13 protein-coding genes and 1 pseudogene are annotated in these 17,023 nt (G+C 55.7%); 5 read left to right on the top strand and 9 right to left on the bottom strand.

From position 1 onward, the window contains the following. Positions 1-389 precede the first annotated feature (389 nt). Both CW305_RS10660 and CW305_RS23705 read right to left on the bottom strand, forming a co-directional pair. Positions 390-842 (bottom strand): annotated as a pseudogene (locus CW305_RS10660) (hypothetical protein). Positions 843-1,098: 256 nt separating this feature from the next. Continuing rightward, a complete protein-coding gene (locus tag CW305_RS23705) occupies positions 1,099-2,085 on the bottom strand; it encodes a helix-turn-helix transcriptional regulator (RefSeq protein ID WP_245890992.1) in 987 nt (328 codons plus the stop codon). Between the two features lie 192 nt (positions 2,086-2,277). On the opposite strand from CW305_RS23705, the gene CW305_RS23700 reads away from it, so the two are divergent. Then, positions 2,278-2,529 carry a hypothetical protein gene (locus CW305_RS23700; protein ID WP_245890991.1) on the top strand — a complete coding sequence of 84 codons (252 nt, stop codon included), beginning with the start codon at positions 2,278-2,280 and terminating at the stop codon, positions 2,527-2,529. Between the two features lie 106 nt (positions 2,530-2,635). On the opposite strand, the gene CW305_RS10645 is transcribed toward CW305_RS23700, so the two are convergent. From CW305_RS10645 to CW305_RS10620, 7 genes are all read right to left on the bottom strand, one after another. After that, positions 2,636-3,334 (bottom strand): hypothetical protein, encoded by a 699-nt coding sequence (locus CW305_RS10645; protein WP_146067149.1) that lies wholly within the window; start codon positions 3,332-3,334, stop codon positions 2,636-2,638. A gap of 9 nt (positions 3,335-3,343) precedes the next feature. After that, complete coding sequence (locus tag CW305_RS10640) at positions 3,344-3,841, bottom strand: hypothetical protein (protein ID WP_146067148.1); 498 nt, start codon at positions 3,839-3,841, stop codon at positions 3,344-3,346. 92 nt (positions 3,842-3,933) lie between these two features. After that, positions 3,934-4,302 carry a hypothetical protein gene (locus CW305_RS23200; RefSeq protein WP_146067147.1) on the bottom strand — a complete coding sequence of 123 codons (369 nt, stop codon included), beginning with the start codon at positions 4,300-4,302 and terminating at the stop codon, positions 3,934-3,936. After that, the gene (locus CW305_RS10635; RefSeq protein ID WP_181063888.1) at positions 4,299-5,576 is read right to left on the bottom strand and encodes an AAA family ATPase; all 1,278 of its coding nucleotides are present in this window, start codon (positions 5,574-5,576) and stop codon (positions 4,299-4,301) included. Before CW305_RS10635 ends, CW305_RS23200 begins: the two co-directional genes overlap by 4 nt. A gap of 33 nt (positions 5,577-5,609) precedes the next feature. Further along, positions 5,610-6,638 (bottom strand): toll/interleukin-1 receptor domain-containing protein, encoded by a 1,029-nt coding sequence (locus tag CW305_RS10630; RefSeq protein WP_104097876.1) that lies wholly within the window; start codon positions 6,636-6,638, stop codon positions 5,610-5,612. Between the two features lie 11 nt (positions 6,639-6,649). Further along, the gene (locus CW305_RS10625) at positions 6,650-8,308 is read right to left on the bottom strand and encodes a hypothetical protein (RefSeq protein WP_104097875.1); all 1,659 of its coding nucleotides are present in this window, start codon (positions 8,306-8,308) and stop codon (positions 6,650-6,652) included. Next, positions 8,305-8,973, bottom strand: coding sequence for a hypothetical protein (locus CW305_RS10620; RefSeq protein ID WP_104097874.1), 669 nt, complete (start codon positions 8,971-8,973; stop codon positions 8,305-8,307). Before CW305_RS10620 ends, CW305_RS10625 begins: the two co-directional genes overlap by 4 nt. Positions 8,974-9,711: 738 nt before the next feature. On the opposite strand from CW305_RS10620, the gene CW305_RS10615 reads away from it, so the two are divergent. From CW305_RS10615 to CW305_RS10600, 4 genes are all read left to right on the top strand, one after another. Continuing rightward, entirely contained in the window at positions 9,712-11,214 is a 1,503-nt protein-coding gene (locus tag CW305_RS10615) for a type I restriction-modification system subunit M (protein WP_104097873.1), read from the top strand. A gap of 89 nt (positions 11,215-11,303) precedes the next feature. Next, positions 11,304-12,842: a type I restriction-modification system subunit M gene (locus tag CW305_RS10610; RefSeq protein WP_104098202.1), complete on the top strand. Its 1,539-nt coding sequence runs from the start codon at positions 11,304-11,306 to the stop codon at positions 12,840-12,842. Further along, positions 12,835-14,028 carry a restriction endonuclease subunit S gene (locus CW305_RS10605; RefSeq protein WP_104097872.1) on the top strand — a complete coding sequence of 398 codons (1,194 nt, stop codon included), beginning with the start codon at positions 12,835-12,837 and terminating at the stop codon, positions 14,026-14,028. The genes CW305_RS10610 and CW305_RS10605 overlap by 8 nt, the downstream gene beginning before the upstream one ends. Beyond that, a complete protein-coding gene (locus CW305_RS10600; protein ID WP_104097871.1) occupies positions 14,025-17,015 on the top strand; it encodes a type I restriction endonuclease subunit R in 2,991 nt (996 codons plus the stop codon). The genes CW305_RS10605 and CW305_RS10600 overlap by 4 nt, the downstream gene beginning before the upstream one ends. The last annotated feature ends 8 nt before the right edge of the window (positions 17,016-17,023 follow it).

Here is a 17,023-nt window from a genome sequence, read left to right as displayed (position 1 = left end):
ACGGCCTGGACGGTGATGGTGAAGTTGACCTGAGGGCCGGCGGCGCTGCAGGAGGCCAACCCGCTGGGGGTATCGCGGCTGGTGGATGGCGAATACCGCCGCTAGGGCCTGAATAGACACAATCGTTGCGGTTCGTCGCCCCGACAAGCCAGCTCCCAGGCAAGTCCAACCTGTAGGAACCGGTTTGCTGCATCAGTGGACGCCTGCTTAAGAGGGGGTAGACAAAATCAAGAGGTAAGTCGACGAGCCAGCATGCGAGCCTTTGGCAGCCGTGCCCATGCTGCACTCATATTGATGTTCATCTCAATCACATGAACCTGTGTCCATCCTCAGCCAACCACTGGGTATTTGGCATCGCCCCATAAGGTGTCCGGGCTGTCCAGCGTGATCTAGATGATCAAGGGCATCAGTTTTCCTAGCAGGTAGCAGCAGTCTCGTAGCTAATCCCTACTCACTCTGCCATTCCAGGTTGCTCCACCATGAATGAGCTGGGTTGCGCAGGGTGTACGGGTTGTCCAGTAGTACGCGAATGCTGCCGGGAAACTCCGACCAGACGAAGTCTCGATGTTTTTGTTGCTACCAAGGAACACGGTTTTTCGAGAAAGGCTTTGAAGGTTTCCCGCTCGGATAATCGCTGCTGCTCGACGATATCGGTGGCGTAGGCAGCGTTGAATGCGATCCACAGAAAAAAGAAACGGCCATTTAGTGTCTTCGGCTTGTTTTGCTCGGTGCAGCTAACTGAGTGCTCGGTGTAGTCGTAGGCTGAGATTGGGATGATGTTGATCGTTTGGGTCGTCTTTACCAAATGGTACTGGTAATAAAGATGGTCTCCAGGCCCCAATTTGCCGAAGTGTGGCTTGGACACTTCAGCGTACCGGCACGGGGGCGTTGGCGCATTTGTAGCCCGGGTATTGGGCTTCGGCTGTGATGCGAGCCATTTCGGAACTCACGGCCTGCACTGTGGTCTTGAAATTGGCGCGAGGTCCCGCATTAGGGATTACGCGCTGAAGGAAAGCGGAATAGGTCTTCATAGCTGAGTCTCCATGGTCAGGTAATCGGAGACAGAATGCTCCCAGCATGCGACAGCCTGTGTCGCATTCAACCGTACAGTCTGGCCATCCGACGTGCCGACGAGGCGATTTGCTGCCTCAGTTCAGCCGGCTCTAGAACCTCCAGCTCCTCCCCTTGGCTCAAAAGCCATAGCTCGAGACCTTGGCTAAGAGGCAGACTGCCTGTCATCAACCACCAGCCATCAGCGGTGGGCTGTAGCTGTTGATCGGCAGTGAGCGCGTTCTCGTCCAGGCGTTCGTAGAGCGTCTGAGAAATGCGGAGCTTCAGTTGAGTTGGGTGCTCAGATTTCTGGGATATCAGGCTGCGCTTGACCTCGAACGAGTTCATCTCAAAACCGTCAGGAGTTCTTAGGTCTTCCCATGTAGCCTTGGCAGACTGAAAACGATGCAGGGGAAGGGAGGCCAGTTTGCCTTCGGGCAAGCCTTTGAAAACACATACGAGGTAGATATTGGAATCTTGATAGGAAAGACCTAGTGGCTTGATATGTAGTGTTCGTGGCTCACGGGCACCGCGCTTCAGGTAGAGCGCTTCGATAGAGGCATCATCCAGAAGTGCCTGTTGGACAGCCTCTAGGACCTCCGGCTTCACTTGGCCTGGTTCCAGAACAACGAAGCGGGTATTGCTGATGATCTTGCCTGAACAGTCCTGGCTGGGCCGGTTTCCTTTCAACAGTGATATTGCGTAGTTCCGAAGGGGCGCCAGATTCTCAACCTGTGCCGCCATTCCGAATCTAGCCGCGTGATCCATGATCATGACGAGGTTCATTGCATCTGTTGGCAGCATGCTCAGTCGCGACAGCGACTTTTCTGCCCACCACAACTTGGCTTTTCCCTTTGGCCTGCTATGCACATGGGGGAATTTCTGTTCTAGCTCGCTTAGGTCACGCTGAATGGTGCGCTTATCAACCTGGACACCCTGGTTGGCTACTCGTTGGTGAATGGCATTGCTATCGAGAGCGCTTTCCTTGTTCGGGAGAAGGCCAAGAATGAGTTCATGGCGAAGCAGCTGTTCCACAGTTACGTCCTTGTTTGTGTGCGACACAGGTTGTCGCATGGCCGCTGAAAATGGTCAGACACGATCATCGATGGGCAGCAGCATGAGCAACTCTGCAGACATCTTCAATCTTATGGACAACCTTCTTCCCCGGGCTGACTGCGTCGAGATGGTGAGCCTGACGAGTTGCAACGCCTTTATGCTGGAATCGGTATGCCATCGCTGAGAGTGATGGAGCTGAGCGGGCAGGCGCGGGGTGTCAACTATTACGAGATCAGGGAAGCAAACCCGCTTCTTGGATTGGTTGATCCGATCATAATTCGAAATCGCTATGTGGAGCTGCGTGAACAGGCTCTGTTGGGCGATGCGGATGCGATCAATGGATCTAGGGTGGTTTTGGCTAAATGGTCTGAGGCTGAAGCCCAACCCTGCGCCTGCCGGTTCGTCTGCTGTAAACGAACCTAAATCCCGGTACGTCCAACGCGGTTAGAAGGGGGATGAGTAGCGCATTGACTTGAGCTGGCTTCGGCATTTGCGAGAGCCTTACTAACTCAGCCATATTATCGGTCTGTTAGTGCGCCTCGAATTGAGCCGCATAGTGATTGTAGAAATAGCGGTTATAAAATAGGTAGGCCGCACCGCCTGCGCATACCGCTACGATGCTGGACAGCGCCATGGCACCGTAAAGGGGGAAGGACAGTGCCGGCAGGTATTCGCCCAAGTTGCGAAGGACTACATCATGCAGGGCGACGGCGGAGGAGGGAGCCAGGATGACCCCATAAGCCAAGCAGCTAACGTAAGTCGAGATGGCCCAGCGAAAGCCAAGCAGGCGGCCAAGGGGGGCGGACCATTGCCGTATGCGCTCGGCAGGCAGTTGCAACAGTTCATGGCAAATAGCCTGACAACCGCTACGCTCCTCTACCAGTTCGGCAATTTCTGCATTTAGTGTGGCACCCAGTGCGCTTCCAGCGTGAAAAAGTCCGTCTTTGCGGCGACGCAGTTGCTGACCTTCGGAGTCGATCTGCTCCAGTCGAGCTTCTATTGCTTGGGTGCGCTCCAGGTTCTCGGAAAATTCGTGCTCTTCCTCCATATCCAGGAGGACGTCCGATTCATCAGGGACACGTGGGTGTCTGGCGTAAAGCAGTTCGCTGATGAGCCAGCCCAGCCATATGAAGGATGTGGCCAGAAGGGTGAAAAGGAAAACCAACCATCCGACGAGCATAATGACTAGGCCAGCAGGATTGCTTTCTTGTTTCTTCTTTCTACTCATGAATGGATGTCACTCAGGAAACGCGATGTTGGGATCAAACGATGGAGCCCGCCCCTTGGCACGGCGGATGACCTGTACGAGCAAGGCCCGACATTCATCCCTTTTTTGCTTGTGGCTGAACATCAATTGGTAGGAACCGAAGTCGCCGGACAGATTCAGCCCGTAGCGTCTGCGGCGGTTGCGTCCTTGTCCTACTCGCTGTGTATCGTTGTCCAGCCGTTGGATATCGTCGATGGCAATCTGAATGCGATTGGCGTGGTCGAAGAAACGCCGTAGGCTGAGAATGTCATGCAGGCTGTTTTCCAGATCGTCGGCGCTGAAACTTAGCGCCGCGGATACCGGGTCGATGCGGATGCCAGCTGACTGGGCCTGCCAGACTCGCCAGCCAAATACGCTGGCCGCAATGACGCTGCCGCAGAACCAGATACCGACCCAGAGTGCTGGTCTGAAATCGCTCAGCAGGAGCAGAACCAGTAATGTACCGGTCAGGCACAGGCCGATCAGCATGGCCAGCCAGCAACCGAAGGTCGTCCGAATAGCATGCCAGATATCCACAACCGTATAGGTTTTGCCATATACGGAACGACGATGCCTTCGATTCATGACAGTAAAACCCACACCAAAAAGACGGCGACTGCCACGGCAGCGACTGTAGCTGGTAGGTAGAAATGCCATCCGGCAACAGGTATGAATATTTGCTCTGGTAAGGTTGGCTCTTGCTTGGGTACTGGTGTACTGGTCGGATTTGGAGCTATCGGCCGCGCTACCGCCACGGCGGGTTCAGCGACAGCCTCGAAGTGGACCGATAGACCGTCTTGCTCGTCGTCTTCGTCCGTTTCATCAGTGTCTTCGAGCTTTTCCAGCGCCTGCCGGAAAAGCACTTCTACGTGTTGCAGCAGATTGACGCCATAGGCATCGATATAGGCATGCGTGTGCCGCAGGCTCGTTTTCAGTAGCTCGCGGCTCATCCGGGAATGTCCTCCGGCGTCAGGGTGCGAAGTTGATCGCGGCTGGGGTTATCGATTTGGGACAGCCGGTTAGCGTGGGCTTGCATCACCTCCTCGAAGAACGTCCTCATTTCCCGTGCGTTGCCGTAATGGTCGCCGCGCGATTCCCAGCGGTTCTTTATGGTCTGGCGGCTCTTGTGCCAGGCCTCAGCACGAAAGCGCAGTTCGTGTCTGTCGCATAGGCGACGGAAGACTTGCAGCAAGTCCGCGGGTTCGTAATCGTCGAACTGGATGTAACGGGTAAAGCGCGACTTCAGACCGGGGTTCGAGTCGATGAACGTCCGCATTTCCTCGGTATATCCCGCCACAATCACGATAAGGTCGTCGCGGTGGTCTTCCATCAGTTTGAGCAGGGTGGCGATTGCTTCGTGCCCGTAATCAGTCTCGTGGGCGTTCTTGACCAACGCATAGGCTTCGTCGATGAAAAGCACGCCACCGAAGGCGCTTTCTACTACCCCGCGGACAAGCCCGGGCGTCTGGCCAAGGTACTGCCCGATCAATCCCGAGCGGTCGGTTTCCACCAGATGGCCTTTGCGTAGTAAGCCGATGTCGCGGTAGATGTCAGCTATCAACCGGGCCACCGTGGTTTTGCCTGTGCCTGGATTGCCGGTGAACACCATATGCATGGAAACCGGCGGCACCGGCAGGCCGTTCTCCTTGCGGTTGAGGATGTAGCGGGCGAAATTCACGCTGTTGCGCACCTCGCGCTTCACTCCCTCCAGGCCAACTAGGCTCTCCAGCTCTTTTAGGGCTTCGCCGGGCGCCATCGGTGAGTGGCTGGAGCTTGGCTCGGCTTCCAGCTCGAAGTGTTTGCGAATCGGCTCCAGCACCTGCTCCGCCCTATCCATGTCCTGGGGCGTCTTGTCACCATCCCAGGCCACTGCTGCCTGGATCAGATCGTCCAAGCAGCTGTAAGCCTCCTCGCAGAACCTCGGCTGCAAGCGCTCAGCGATCAGCAAAAAAGCCGGCAACACCTGCGGGTCGAATGGGAGCTGCTGGTCGCGCAGTGCGCCATCAGCCAGATTCAGCTCCTTCACGGTGAGGTCATTAGCCAGGATGGTGTTGATGAACTCCTGGTGCCGCGAGCGTATCTGCCGGTCGCCGGTCATCACGAAGTCGAGCATAGGAAACAGCCAACCCAGCGTTAGCCGCACCAGTGAATGCGGCAGTTTGGGGTTGGCCCGAGTGAATCGTTCGTCCAGCCCGCCGGTTATCAGCAGATCGAGCAGGTGCATCAGGGCGATTTTGGCTTGGTCTAGATGCATCGCTTAACAATCCGTTTCACTGCGACCACGCTGATAAGTATCAGTAAGTAGATCTACGAGTTCTTGCTTTCTACACATTTCTATTCTGTCTTCGCCTAAGGCTGCACCTGCTATAGCTTTCAAGTGCTGAATGGGTAGTGAGGCGAAGTCTAATTCTAGTTTCAATCTATTGGATAATGTTTGCCTCATCTTGGAGGGGGAGCGCCTGTCAACCTTAATATCTAGCTGCTCGCAAAGGCTTCCTAATTTCCAAGAAGCTTCATTGATATAACATTCCAATATCTTCTGGCTTACTGTCGCGTGGGAGTCTTCGTGCTGCTCGTTAATAAGCCACTGCTCAATGCGATTTAAGATGGTCTCTTTGCCTCCCTCTTGGTTAAGGTTCAGCATCCGGCATAGTTCTCGAAGAAAACTATCGTAGTAATCATCGAGCAGGATCCTAGGGTTTCCATCCCAATGCATTTTTATACTGCTTTTAAGTGCTTGCATTTGTTGGGTTGGTGATAGGCAGTTTTTGAATGTGTCATGGAGTAATTCTAGGTCTTGAGAATCCATTTCCCCATGCTGGTCAAGAAAATAGTTAAGTAACTGGTCGCGTTTTTCGTGATAGATACGTTCTATTAGGCGAGAAAAGTTCGCCTCAAAGTCTTTGTGGTTAAGCTCGATTGCATTTTGCTCTGCAATAGCGCTTATGTCGGATGGCAGGTTTGCTGGAAAACCAGTCACGCCGTTGGCAAAGATGGGAATGATTCTCCGGATTTTCTGAGATTTGTAGAGTTCAAGCGCCATAGCAATTTCTTGGCGCACCCAGTCATCCTTAGAGATACAGCGGTCTAACGATCCGGGAGTCACAATAAGTATAAAGTTGGGTGAGTTTCTTAGGTTATCCTTGATGTTATCTGCGAAACTTCCGAAGCTCAAAGACTCGCTATCGAAAAAACACCTGAATTTTTTTTCTTCAAGTGCTTTGCATATTAGTCTCGCCGTGGTGGCGCCCCCTTCTCGGCGATAGCTGATAAAAATGTCGTTCACTGTTTAGTCCCTTAAGTGGGTAGCTCAAACTTACGTTGGCGGTGTAGCAGTAGCCATTCGCCGTTCTCGGCAAGTGCCTCTTTACCTATGAGTTTCAGAATGCTTCTGGCTGATTCGGAGTTTCCTGCTTCAATATGCTGATTCAGCACGATGATCGCGCGGTCGAACAAGTTTCCCATTTTTTGATATCTGTTGGCATCTTCTTCATAAGCCATCAGGTTTGAATGGTTGCGGCAGATTGCAGCCAGAACGAAAAGGATGGCGGCAAATAGCGTTAGCCAGGGTAGGAGTTGAGATGGGACGCTGGCAATTGATTTAAGCAGGAGTAGCAGAGTGGTAGTGCCGCCTGCAAAGAACAGAAAGCGGCTATATAGCATCCACTTTATAACTTTCTGCTGTTTACTAGCTGCGCTGCTTCCTCCGCTCAAAAAGAACTTTTTCTGATCCTCCAGCCAATGCGATTTTACCCATGGGAAATCGCAGTCTGTTAAGGCGGTATTCCCTGTTTTGGTAATATTTTGAATAGCATAACGAATCCAGCCTAGCTCATCGTTTTGACTACTCAGGTAATATTTGCTTGCGCACTCGTCTATGCCAGCAGCCTGCCAACAGGCTTGTACGCGTAATCCCTCCGCTAGTGCGCGCCAGTCCATGTATTGAGCTTCGCTGTTACGTGTGCCGCTGAAAAATGCGCGGTAGCTGGCGAAGGCAATAAGGCCAAAACCAATATGTAAGGTCAGCCAGTACCATTGCATGTCTGGTCCCAGATGCAATTGCTGGAAAAAAATAGACAGAAAAACAAGCAGACTGAGCAGCCACAGGGTGGTACTGCGTTGCTTTTGCTTGCTACGGGACAGAGCATCGGCAATGGCGAACGTCTGTAAACTGGATTCGATGACAGAAGGGTAATTTGCTTCACCAGTCAACCACTGACGGCTTTCGACTATCTCGTGAGGTGCTGCTTCCTGAATCTTTATTGCTGCCTGGTTGAAATCTTCTATGGACTGGAATATTTCACTCCAGCACTTGCGTGTGCCGATAGCGGCATCAGTAATTGTGGGGGCCCAGCTGCTGGCATCTTCGGCCGTATAGGCCAGTGGATTCTTTTTTCTATTGCAGCGCAGATGCCGAACTTGGCAGGTTTCCGGCTGTGCCAGCGGATTGTCTTCGCTCTCGATGCCTTCACGACAAAGCCGTACAACATCGGCGGTTCCACCGGGCAAGGAATTTTCCGTACTACCGTCCCACAACGCATAGAGACGCTGTGCTTGCTGAGCTAGGCATATTCCCAGAGCCTGGTAACTCGCATCACGTGATGAATCGCAAGCGAGATATCTCGGCATGGGGGCTACCTGTACTTCGGCAGCTTTGCTCAGAAGTAGTCGAAATTTCGCAAGTGTTTCGGGTGTAGAGAAATCCCGTTCGTACTCCGCTTGGGGCATGGGCAATACGGCCATCAGCTCGATGCGATGCTCCAGTGCTATCTCAGCGATTAGCCAATCGGCACCCTCGGCAAGGCCGTTCAATAATTGAAAGCGTGTGCCAGGGTATTGCTTGCGTAGTGCTGTGAACTCTGCATGCAGCGCCTCGCGAATCGAGGTGATTTCTGTATCCAATAAATCGCGATGGCCACTGGTGGCTAGTACGACAGGAATTGGGCCGAATGTCATTGATCTCTCCAGGCAAGGTCAATCAGAGCTGATGTCAGGTTTTCCGGATTGCGCTTGTACTTCGCCCGTTGCATCAGGCAAATGCACTCGGACAGTGGCTCCCCAGCGCTGCCTAATGGCATCTTTGGATTGAACTTGGCTAGGGCCTCGGCAAAGGTGTGCAGGAGGATTTCTCGGTCATCGGCGTAGTGTTCTTCTGCTAGGGCCAAAGCCTCCAGCAATGCCAATTCGATGAACAGTGAATCAAGCCAACCGACCTCATGGCGGTAGGCAAATATCCAGCGAGTCTTGTTGATCAGGATGGGTGCCCAGAGGTTGGATTCCCGGGCGCCAACCAAGCAACTGCTGACGATGACCCCTTCGATCTTGTCGCCGTAAAGCGCAACCTTCTCTAAAAGCGTGCTGGCCCGGCCATTGGCAATGCTGGTCTCGTTGCCATGGGCACCTATATAAAGAATCTGGCGTTTTTCATGGGTATGAATCAGGTCCTGCGAGAGTGCGACCTCGAAGCCCCTTGTGTCGTAAAACGTCGAATAGTAAATGTTGAAATAATCATGCAGCCGCTCTAGCCCTTGAAAAAAAGGGAGGGCAGACGCTCGCGTAGGGTTGATGTTCGGGTTCCACCAAGGGGATTCCAAAAGCAGCAGAGCGAAGCAGTCAGACATAGCAATCCCAAACGTTAAGGTTTAGGACTTGCTTGCTAGCACATAGCTTTTTAGTGGTCATGTCTTGTTGATTCCATTCGCGCCCGTCCGTGAAAGAGCGATTTTTGCGAAGTGTGCACGTCGCCGAAATTTGCGGGCCGCTTGATCTCTGAAAGCCCGGCGGCTTGTCGATTGCGGCCCCTCGATCTGGCGGGGGAGAAAATCCACCCGTTTCTTTGGCCGGTGTTTTTCACCTAATCATGTGGGCTTTATCGCCCGAGTAAGCCAAAAGTTTAGAGGTTGGTGGCATCAAAAACCGCCTGTCCGCGGCCATTGTTAATGCATAGCCATGGGGTGGGGCGTGAAGCAGAACGATGTGCCCTAGGCTGATAGCGGACAACGGTTCGCCCGATCTAAATGAACCTATGTCTCCTCCGCCTCAACCCCCCGCTAGTGCATAATCCCGGCACGGCCAAATTTGATGCCCGAAACTGGTAGCCAGCGTCGTCTGGCGCGCGACCGCTGTACAGCTGGTGATGCTGAAATAGCCTGCTGGGCTAATTAGTGTCCAGGTCGGTATCGCTGCCCGAGCGCTCGCCCTAAGTCTGCAGCTTTCGCAGATAGGAGTGGGCCGTCACGCCGGCTATTGAGAAACAGACGCCCACACGGGCTACATGTAGCAGCGCTGCTGTTCGAGAAATTGATGAATACCAGGCAAGAACACAAGCCGCAGTGTGACGGCATCGATATAGAAGAGCCATGCGTTTGAGCACCCAAAAAATAACCCTTAGTCAGCTCGAAAATCACCTATGGGAGTCCGCCAATATCCTTCGCGGCCCGGTGGATGCGGCTGACTTCAAGACCTACATCTTCCCGCTGCTGTTCTTCAAGCGTGTCTGCGACGTTTGGGATGAGGAGTACCAGGAGATCGTCGACGAGACCGGCGATGACCAGCTCGGCTGGTTCCCTGAGTCGCATCGATTCCAGATCCCGAATTACTGCCACTGGGAGCACGTGCGTGAAAAATCGATCAACGTAGGGGCTGCATTGCAGTGGGCTATGCGAGAGATCGAGAAGGCCAACCCTGACACCCTTTATGGCGTGTTCGGCGATGCCCAGTGGTCGAATAAGGAGCGGTTGTCCGATGCCTTGCTCAAGGACCTGATCGAGCACTTCTCCAAGCTGCCGTTGGGCAACAAGAACGTCAACTCGGATTTGCTTGGCGACGCCTACGAATACCTGATCAAGAAGTTCGCCGACGCCACCAACAAGAAGGCCGGCGAGTTCTACACCCCACGCAGCGTCGTGCGGCTGATGATCGACATGCTCGATCCCAAGGAGGCCGAGACCATCTACGATCCGGCCTGCGGTACTGGTGGCATGTTGCTAGCGTCCGTGCAGCACGTAAAAGAGATGCACGGCGACGTGAAGCGACTTTGGGGCAAGCTCTACGGGCAGGAGAAAAACCTCACCACCTCATCCATCGCGCGGATGAACCTGTTTCTTCACGGGATCGAGGACTTCCAGGTGGTGCGCGGCGACACGCTGCGTAACCCGGCCTTCTTCGAGGTTGATAGGCTGGCCACGTTCGACTGCGTGATCGCCAACCCCCCGTTCTCGCTGGAAAAGTGGGGTGAGGACTTGTGGCTGAACGATCCCTTCGGCCGCAACTTTGCCGGCCTGCCGCCCTCATCCAGCGGTGACTTTGCCTGGGTGCAGCACATGGTCAAGTCAATGGCTGACGTCGGCGGCCGGATGGCCGTGGTGCTGCCCCAGGGCGCCCTGTTCCGCAAAGGTGTGGAAGGCAGCATCCGCCAGAAGCTGCTGGAGATGGATCTGGTCGAGGCCGTAATCGGGTTGGCGCCCAATCTGTTTTACGGCACCGGCCTGGCCGCGTGCATCCTGGTTCTGCGCAAGCGCAAGCCGGCCAAGCACAAGAAGAAGGTGCTGATCGCCGACGCGTCACGCCTGTTCCGCCGGGGCCGCGCGCAAAACTATCTGGAGCTAGAGCACGCCGCCGAGATCCTCGGTTGGTATCGCGGCTTTGCCGATGTGCAGGACGCGGTCCGCGTGGTCAGCCTCGACGAGATCAAAGCCGAGGACTGGACGCTGAACATTTCGCGCTATGTCCTGCCGCCATTGCAAGAAGACATCCCACCACTGCCCGACGCCATTGCGGCATTTAAGGATGCGCTCACCCGCTGCCGTGAAACCGAAGAACGGCTTGCGCAGGTCATGACTGAAGGGGGATGGCTGAAATGAGTTCGGACCGCCCATTCAAAGACAACAAGATCTTTACTGAAGAAATGGCGAATGCTGCGCGCGCTCAATTGAAGGAAAAGTTTGCCCAGATGGAAGAAGAGAAAGCTCGGAGCAGCAAGCGCATCACTCAACAAGAACTCGAAAGCTACCTTTGGGGCGCCGCCGTCCTGCTGCGCGGCCTGATTGACGCCGGCGACTACAAACAGTTCATTTTCCCGCTGTTGTTCTATAAGCGCGTTTCGGATGTCTGGGATGAGGAGTACCAGGCGGCACTGGCCGATTCTAACGGCGATCTTTCCTATGCGCAGTTTGCCGAAAATCATCGTTTCCAGATCCCTGAGGGGGCGCACTGGAACGATGTTAGGCAGACCCCGAAGAGCGTCGGCGCGGCCATTCAGAAAGCGATGCGCGCCATCGAATCTGCCAACCCCGACATGCTCGACGGCATCTTCGGCGATGCGCCCTGGACCAATCGGGAGCGCCTGCCCGATGAAACGCTGAAGAACCTGATCGAGCACTTCTCGACGCAGACGCTGTCAGTGGCCAACGTACCCGAGGACGAGCTCGGCAACGCCTATGAGTACCTGATCAAAAAGTTTGCGGACGACTCAGGCCACACCGCTGCCGAGTTCTATACCAACCGCACCGTTGTGCACCTGATGACGCAACTCCTGGCGCCACAGGCAGGCGAGTCGATCTACGACCCCACCTGCGGTACCGGTGGCATGTTGATCTCGGCGCTGGACGAAGTGAAGCGCTCGGGCGGCGAGTACCGCACGCTCAAGCTCTACGGGCAGGAGCGCAACCTCATTACCTCATCCATCGCTCGCATGAATCTGTTCCTGCATGGCGTGGAGGACTTCGAGATCATCCGGGGTGACACCCTGGCTGAACCCAAGCACATCGAAGGCGACCGCCTGCGCCAGTTCGATGTGATCCTGGCTAACCCTCCTTACTCCATTAAGCAGTGGAGTCGCGAGGCCTGGAGTAGTGACAAGTGGGGCCGAAACTCGCTGGGTACGCCGCCGCAGGGCCGCGCCGATTACGCCTTCCAGCAGCACATCCTGACCAGCCTCACCGCCAAGGGGCGTAGTGCCGTGCTCTGGCCCCACGGTGTGCTGTTCCGTAATGAAGAACAGGCCATGCGCGCCAAGATGGTTGAGCAGGACTGGGTCGAGGCTGTCATCGGCCTGGGTCCCAACCTGTTCTACAACTCCCCGATGGAGTCGTGCATCGTCATCTGCAACCGCAAGAAGGCGGCTGCTCGCAAGGGCAAGGTGATCTTCATCGATGCGGTGAGTGAGGTAGCCCGCGAACGGGCGCAGAGCTTTCTGAAGCCTGAGCACCAGCAGCGCATCCTGAGTGCTTACAAGACTTTTGTAGATGTGCCCGGTTTCGCCAAGGTCGCCACCCTGGCCGAAATTGGAACCAATGCGGGCAACCTCTCGATTCCGTTGTACGTGAAGCGCATTGCCGCAGTCATCGCCACCGACATCAATGGCGACGCGGTAACGCTGCGCTCGGTCTGGGATCAATGGCAAACCGATGGACGCACCTTCTGGCAACAGATGGACGCGCTGGTGGAAACGCTGGATGGACTGATTACGGAGGACATCGAGCGTGTCTGAGAAGAACGATAAAGCCCTGAAGCCCGGCTGGCGTCGGGTGAAATTCGGCGACGTGGTGCGCCTCTCGAAAGCCCGCAGCCAAGATCCGCTGGCGGATGGCATTGAGCGCTACGTCGGTCTGGAACATCTCGAACCAGGTGACTTGCGCATCCGTAGTTGGGGCAACGTCGCTGATGGCGTGACCTTTACCAGTGTGTTTCAACCTGGACAGGTGCTGTTCGGCAAGCGACGCGCTTACCAGCGCAAGGTGGCTGTGGCGGATTTCTCTGGGGTGTGCTCCGGTGACATCTATGTGCTGGAGACCAAGGACGCACAGGTTTTGCTGCCGCAGCTGCTGCCGTTCATTTGCCAGACCGATGCGTTTTTCGAGCATGCGGTGGGGACTTCGGCGGGGTCGTTGAGTCCGCGCACCAATTGGACAAGTTTGGCCAATTTTGAGTTTGTGCTGCCAACACTTGAGGTCCAGATGCAGCGCGTCGATTTGCTTGGAAGGCATCAGGAGCTCGCAGGCAGCCTGGAAAACGCAGCGGCCTTGGCTGAGCGGGCGCGGCGAGCGGCATTGCTTGACGCCTTCAGGCCTGATCGAGGCTCAGCCGACATGTTTCCGAGCCATTGGGCTACTGCGCCAGTCGGCGAGCTGGGTGACGTTCAATTGGGTCAGCAACGCCACCCCAAATACGACTCAGGTAGCAACATGCGCCCCTATCTCCGCGTCGCCAATGTCTTGGATGGTTGGATTGATTTCTCGGACGTCAACCAGATGCACTTCCCAGAGAAGGATGTGCAGAAATTCGAGTTGCTACCCGGCGATGTTTTGCTCAACGAGGGGCAGAGTTTCGACTTGGTAGGGCGGAGCGCCATCTACCGTGGCGGTGTCCCGGGTCTGTGCTGTCAGAAGACGTTGATTCGGTTTCGATGCAGTGAACGGTTGTTGCCAGAGTTCGCACAAGCCTATTTCCAGCATCGCCTTTACACAGGGCAGTTCGCGTCGATGTGCGTACAAACAACCTCGATGGCGCACCTGACCGCTGTCAGATTCTCTGCCATGCAGATGCCCGTCCCGCCGCTGGATGAGCAGCGACAAATTGCGAGTGTGGTCGAGACGCTCAATCAGTCAGCAATCGAGCTACAGGGCCGATTCAAAGCCGCACAAGCTCTCGGAGCCCAGCTAGGGGGGATGCAATGAGCTTCAACGAATCAAACACCGTCGAAGCCTACGTCCGCGATCTGCTCGCTGGCCCGATCAAAGCTGTGCCTGCCAACACCGTACAGGAGCCGCAAGCCAGCTACGGCCCCAGCCCCAAAGGCATCGGCTGGCGCTACGCCGCCCCGGCTGAGGTGCCGCGCCAGATCCAGGAAGTGCTGGTCGAACCCTGGCTACGCGATGCCCTTCTTCGCTTGAATCCGGAGATTGCCGCCCAGCCCGACCGCGCCGACGAGGTGCTCTACAAGCTGCGCGCCATCGTGCTCTCGGTGCGCTCGGATGGGCTAATCCGCGCCAACGAGGAGATGACTGCCTGGATGCGCGGTGAGCGCTCGATGCCCTTCGGCACCAACAACGAGCATGTGCCGGTGCAGTTGATCGACCTGGATGACCTCGCGCAGAACCAGTACATCGTCACCCAGCAGTACACCTACCGCGCCGGCCCCACCGAGCGCCGTGCCGATCTGGTGCTCTTGGTGAATGGTCTACCGCTGGTACTGATCGAGGCCAAGACCCCAGTTAAGAAGTGCATCAGCTGGGTCGATGGCGCGGTGCAGGTGCACGACGACTATGAGAAGTTCGTGCCGGAGCTGTTCGTTTGCAACGTGTTCTCGGTGGCCACTGAGGGCAAGGCTTACCGCTACGGCTCCATCGGCCTGCCGGTAAAAGGTTGGGGCCCGTGGCATCTGGATGGTGACGGCAACGATGGCCAGCACCACCCGCTGAAGTCGCTCAAGCTGTCAGCGGAGAGCATGTTGCGTCCGCATGTAGTGCTGGACATCCTCAGCAGCTTCACTCTATTCGCCACCAACAAGAAAAAGCAGCGCATCAAGATCATTTGCCGCTACCAGCAGTTTGAAGCGGCCAACAAAATTGTCGAGCGCGTGCTGGCGGGTTACCCCAGGAAAGGCCTGATCTGGCACTTCCAGGGCTCAGGCAAATCACTGCTGATGGTGTTTGCCGCGCAGAAGTTGCGCATGCATGCGGGATTGAAGAATCCCACGGTGCTGATCGTTGTGGACCGGATTGATCTGGACAGCCAGATCACGGGCACATTCACCGGGGCGGATATTCCCAATCTGGAAAAAGCAGATAGCCGCGAGAAGTTGCAGCTGCTGCTGGCACAGGACGTGCGCAAGATCATCATCACCACGATCTTCAAGTTTGGGGAGGCCACAGGCAGCTTGAACGACCGCAGCAACATCATCGCGTTGGTGGACGAGGCCCACCGCACCCAGGAAGGCGACCTCGGTCGCAAGATGCGTGAGGCCCTGCCCAATGCGTTTCTGTTCGGCCTGACTGGCACGCCGATCAACCGTGCCGACCGCAACACTTTTTACGCCTTCGGCGCCGACGAGGATGAGAAAGGCTACATGAGCCGGTACGGCTTCGAGGAGTCAATCCGCGATGGTGCCACGCTAAAATTGCACTTCGAACCGCGCTTGATCGATCTGCATATCGACAAGGCCGCGCTGGACGCCGCCTACAAAGACCTGACCGGCGGCCTGTCAGATCTGGATAAGGACAACCTCGCCAAGACCGCTGCCAAGATGGCTGTGCTGGTCAAGACGCCCGAGCGCATCCGTAAGGTCTGCGAGGACATCGTCCAGCACTATCAGACCAAGGTGGAACCCAACGGGTTTAAGGGGCAGATCGTCACCTTCGACCGGGAGTCCTGCCTGCTATTCAAGGCCGAGTTGGACAAGCTACTACCGCCCGAGGCTACGGATATCGTCATGTCGGTGCAGGCGGCGGACAAGAAGGAACACCCGGAGTACGCGCCCTACGACCGAAGCCGCGACGAGGAGGAGCGACTGCTGGATCGCTTCCGCGACCCGGCCGATCCGCTGAAGCTGATCATCGTTACGGCCAAACTGCTGACGGGGTTCGATGCTCCCATTCTGCAGGCCATGTATCTGGATAAGCCGCTGCGTGACCACACACTGCTGCAGGCTATTTGCCGGGTTAACCGCACCTACTCTGAGCAGAAGACGCACGGCCTGATCGTGGACTACCTCGGCATCTTTGATGACGTGGCGGCCGCACTGGAATTCGACGACCAAAGCGTCAAACAGGTGGTGAGCAACATCCAGGAGCTGAAGGACAAGCTGCCTGAAGCCATGCAGAAATGTCTGGCCTTCTTCACCGGCTGTGACCGTACGGTGGAGGGCTATGAGGGGCTGATCGCCGCGCAGCAGTGCCTGCCCAACAACATGGTGCGGGACAATTTTGCCGCTGAGTACAGTGTGCTCAACAAGATCTGGGAGGCGCTGTCACCGGACACCGTTCTGGGCCCCTTCGAAAAGGACTACAAGTGGTTGTCGCAGGTGTACCAGTCGGTGCAGCCCTCCAGTGGCCACGGCAAGTTGATCTGGCATTCGCTGGGGGCCAAGACTATTGAGCTGATCCACCAAAACGTACATGTCGATGCTGTACGGGACGACTTGGATACCTTGGTGTTGGATGCCGACTTGCTGGAAGCTGTGCTCTCGAACCCGGATCCGAAGAAGGCCAAGGAGATTGAGATCAAGCTCAATCGCCGTTTGCGTGGACACCTGGGCAATCCGAAGTTCAAGAAACTTTCTGAGCGGCTTGAGGCGCTGAAGGACCGCTTCGAATCTGGTCAGGTTAACAGCGTCGAATTTCTGAAGCAGTTGCTGGAGATCGCCAAGGATACGCTACAGGCCGAAAAGGAAGTGCCGCCCGATGAGGATGAAGATCGGGGCAAAGCAGCGTTGACTGAGCTGTTCAACGAGGTGAAGACCGACGAGACGCCGATCTTGGTTGAGCGTGTCGTCGCGGATATCGACGAGATCGTGCGCTTGGTGCGCTTCCCCGGCTGGCAGAGCACGCAGTCTGGGGAGCGCGAGGTCAAAAAAGCGTTACGAAAGGCTCTCTTCAAATACAAGCTGCATGCGGATGAAGAGCTGTTCGAAAAGGCTTACAGCTATATCCGCCAGTATTACTAAGAGAGAGT

Origin of the sequence: Stutzerimonas kunmingensis (assembly GCF_002929225.1) — a bacterium.
In the GTDB taxonomy this organism is placed as follows: domain Bacteria; phylum Pseudomonadota; class Gammaproteobacteria; order Pseudomonadales; family Pseudomonadaceae; genus Stutzerimonas.
This window is presented reverse-complemented; position numbering and strand designations above follow the sequence as displayed.

Coding starts and splice junctions, on each gene's coding strand:
- CW305_RS23700 (WP_245890991.1), top strand. CDS start 2,278: ATGCCATCGCTGAGAGTGATGGAGCTGAGCGGGCAGGCGCGGGGTGTC.
- CW305_RS10645 (WP_146067149.1), bottom strand. CDS start 3,334: ATGAGTAGAAAGAAGAAACAAGAAAGCAATCCTGCTGGCCTAGTCATT.
- CW305_RS10640 (WP_146067148.1), bottom strand. CDS start 3,841: ATGCTGATCGGCCTGTGCCTGACCGGTACATTACTGGTTCTGCTCCTG.
- CW305_RS23200 (WP_146067147.1), bottom strand. CDS start 4,302: ATGAGCCGCGAGCTACTGAAAACGAGCCTGCGGCACACGCATGCCTAT.
- CW305_RS10635 (WP_181063888.1), bottom strand. CDS start 5,576: ATGCACCTGCTCGATCTGCTGATAACCGGCGGGCTGGACGAACGATTC.
- CW305_RS10625 (WP_104097875.1), bottom strand. CDS start 8,308: ATGACATTCGGCCCAATTCCTGTCGTACTAGCCACCAGTGGCCATCGC.
- CW305_RS10620 (WP_104097874.1), bottom strand. CDS start 8,973: ATGTCTGACTGCTTCGCTCTGCTGCTTTTGGAATCCCCTTGGTGGAAC.
- CW305_RS10615 (WP_104097873.1), top strand. CDS start 9,712: ATGCGTTTGAGCACCCAAAAAATAACCCTTAGTCAGCTCGAAAATCAC.
- CW305_RS10610 (WP_104098202.1), top strand. CDS start 11,304: ATGGAAGAAGAGAAAGCTCGGAGCAGCAAGCGCATCACTCAACAAGAA.
- CW305_RS10600 (WP_104097871.1), top strand. CDS start 14,025: ATGAGCTTCAACGAATCAAACACCGTCGAAGCCTACGTCCGCGATCTG.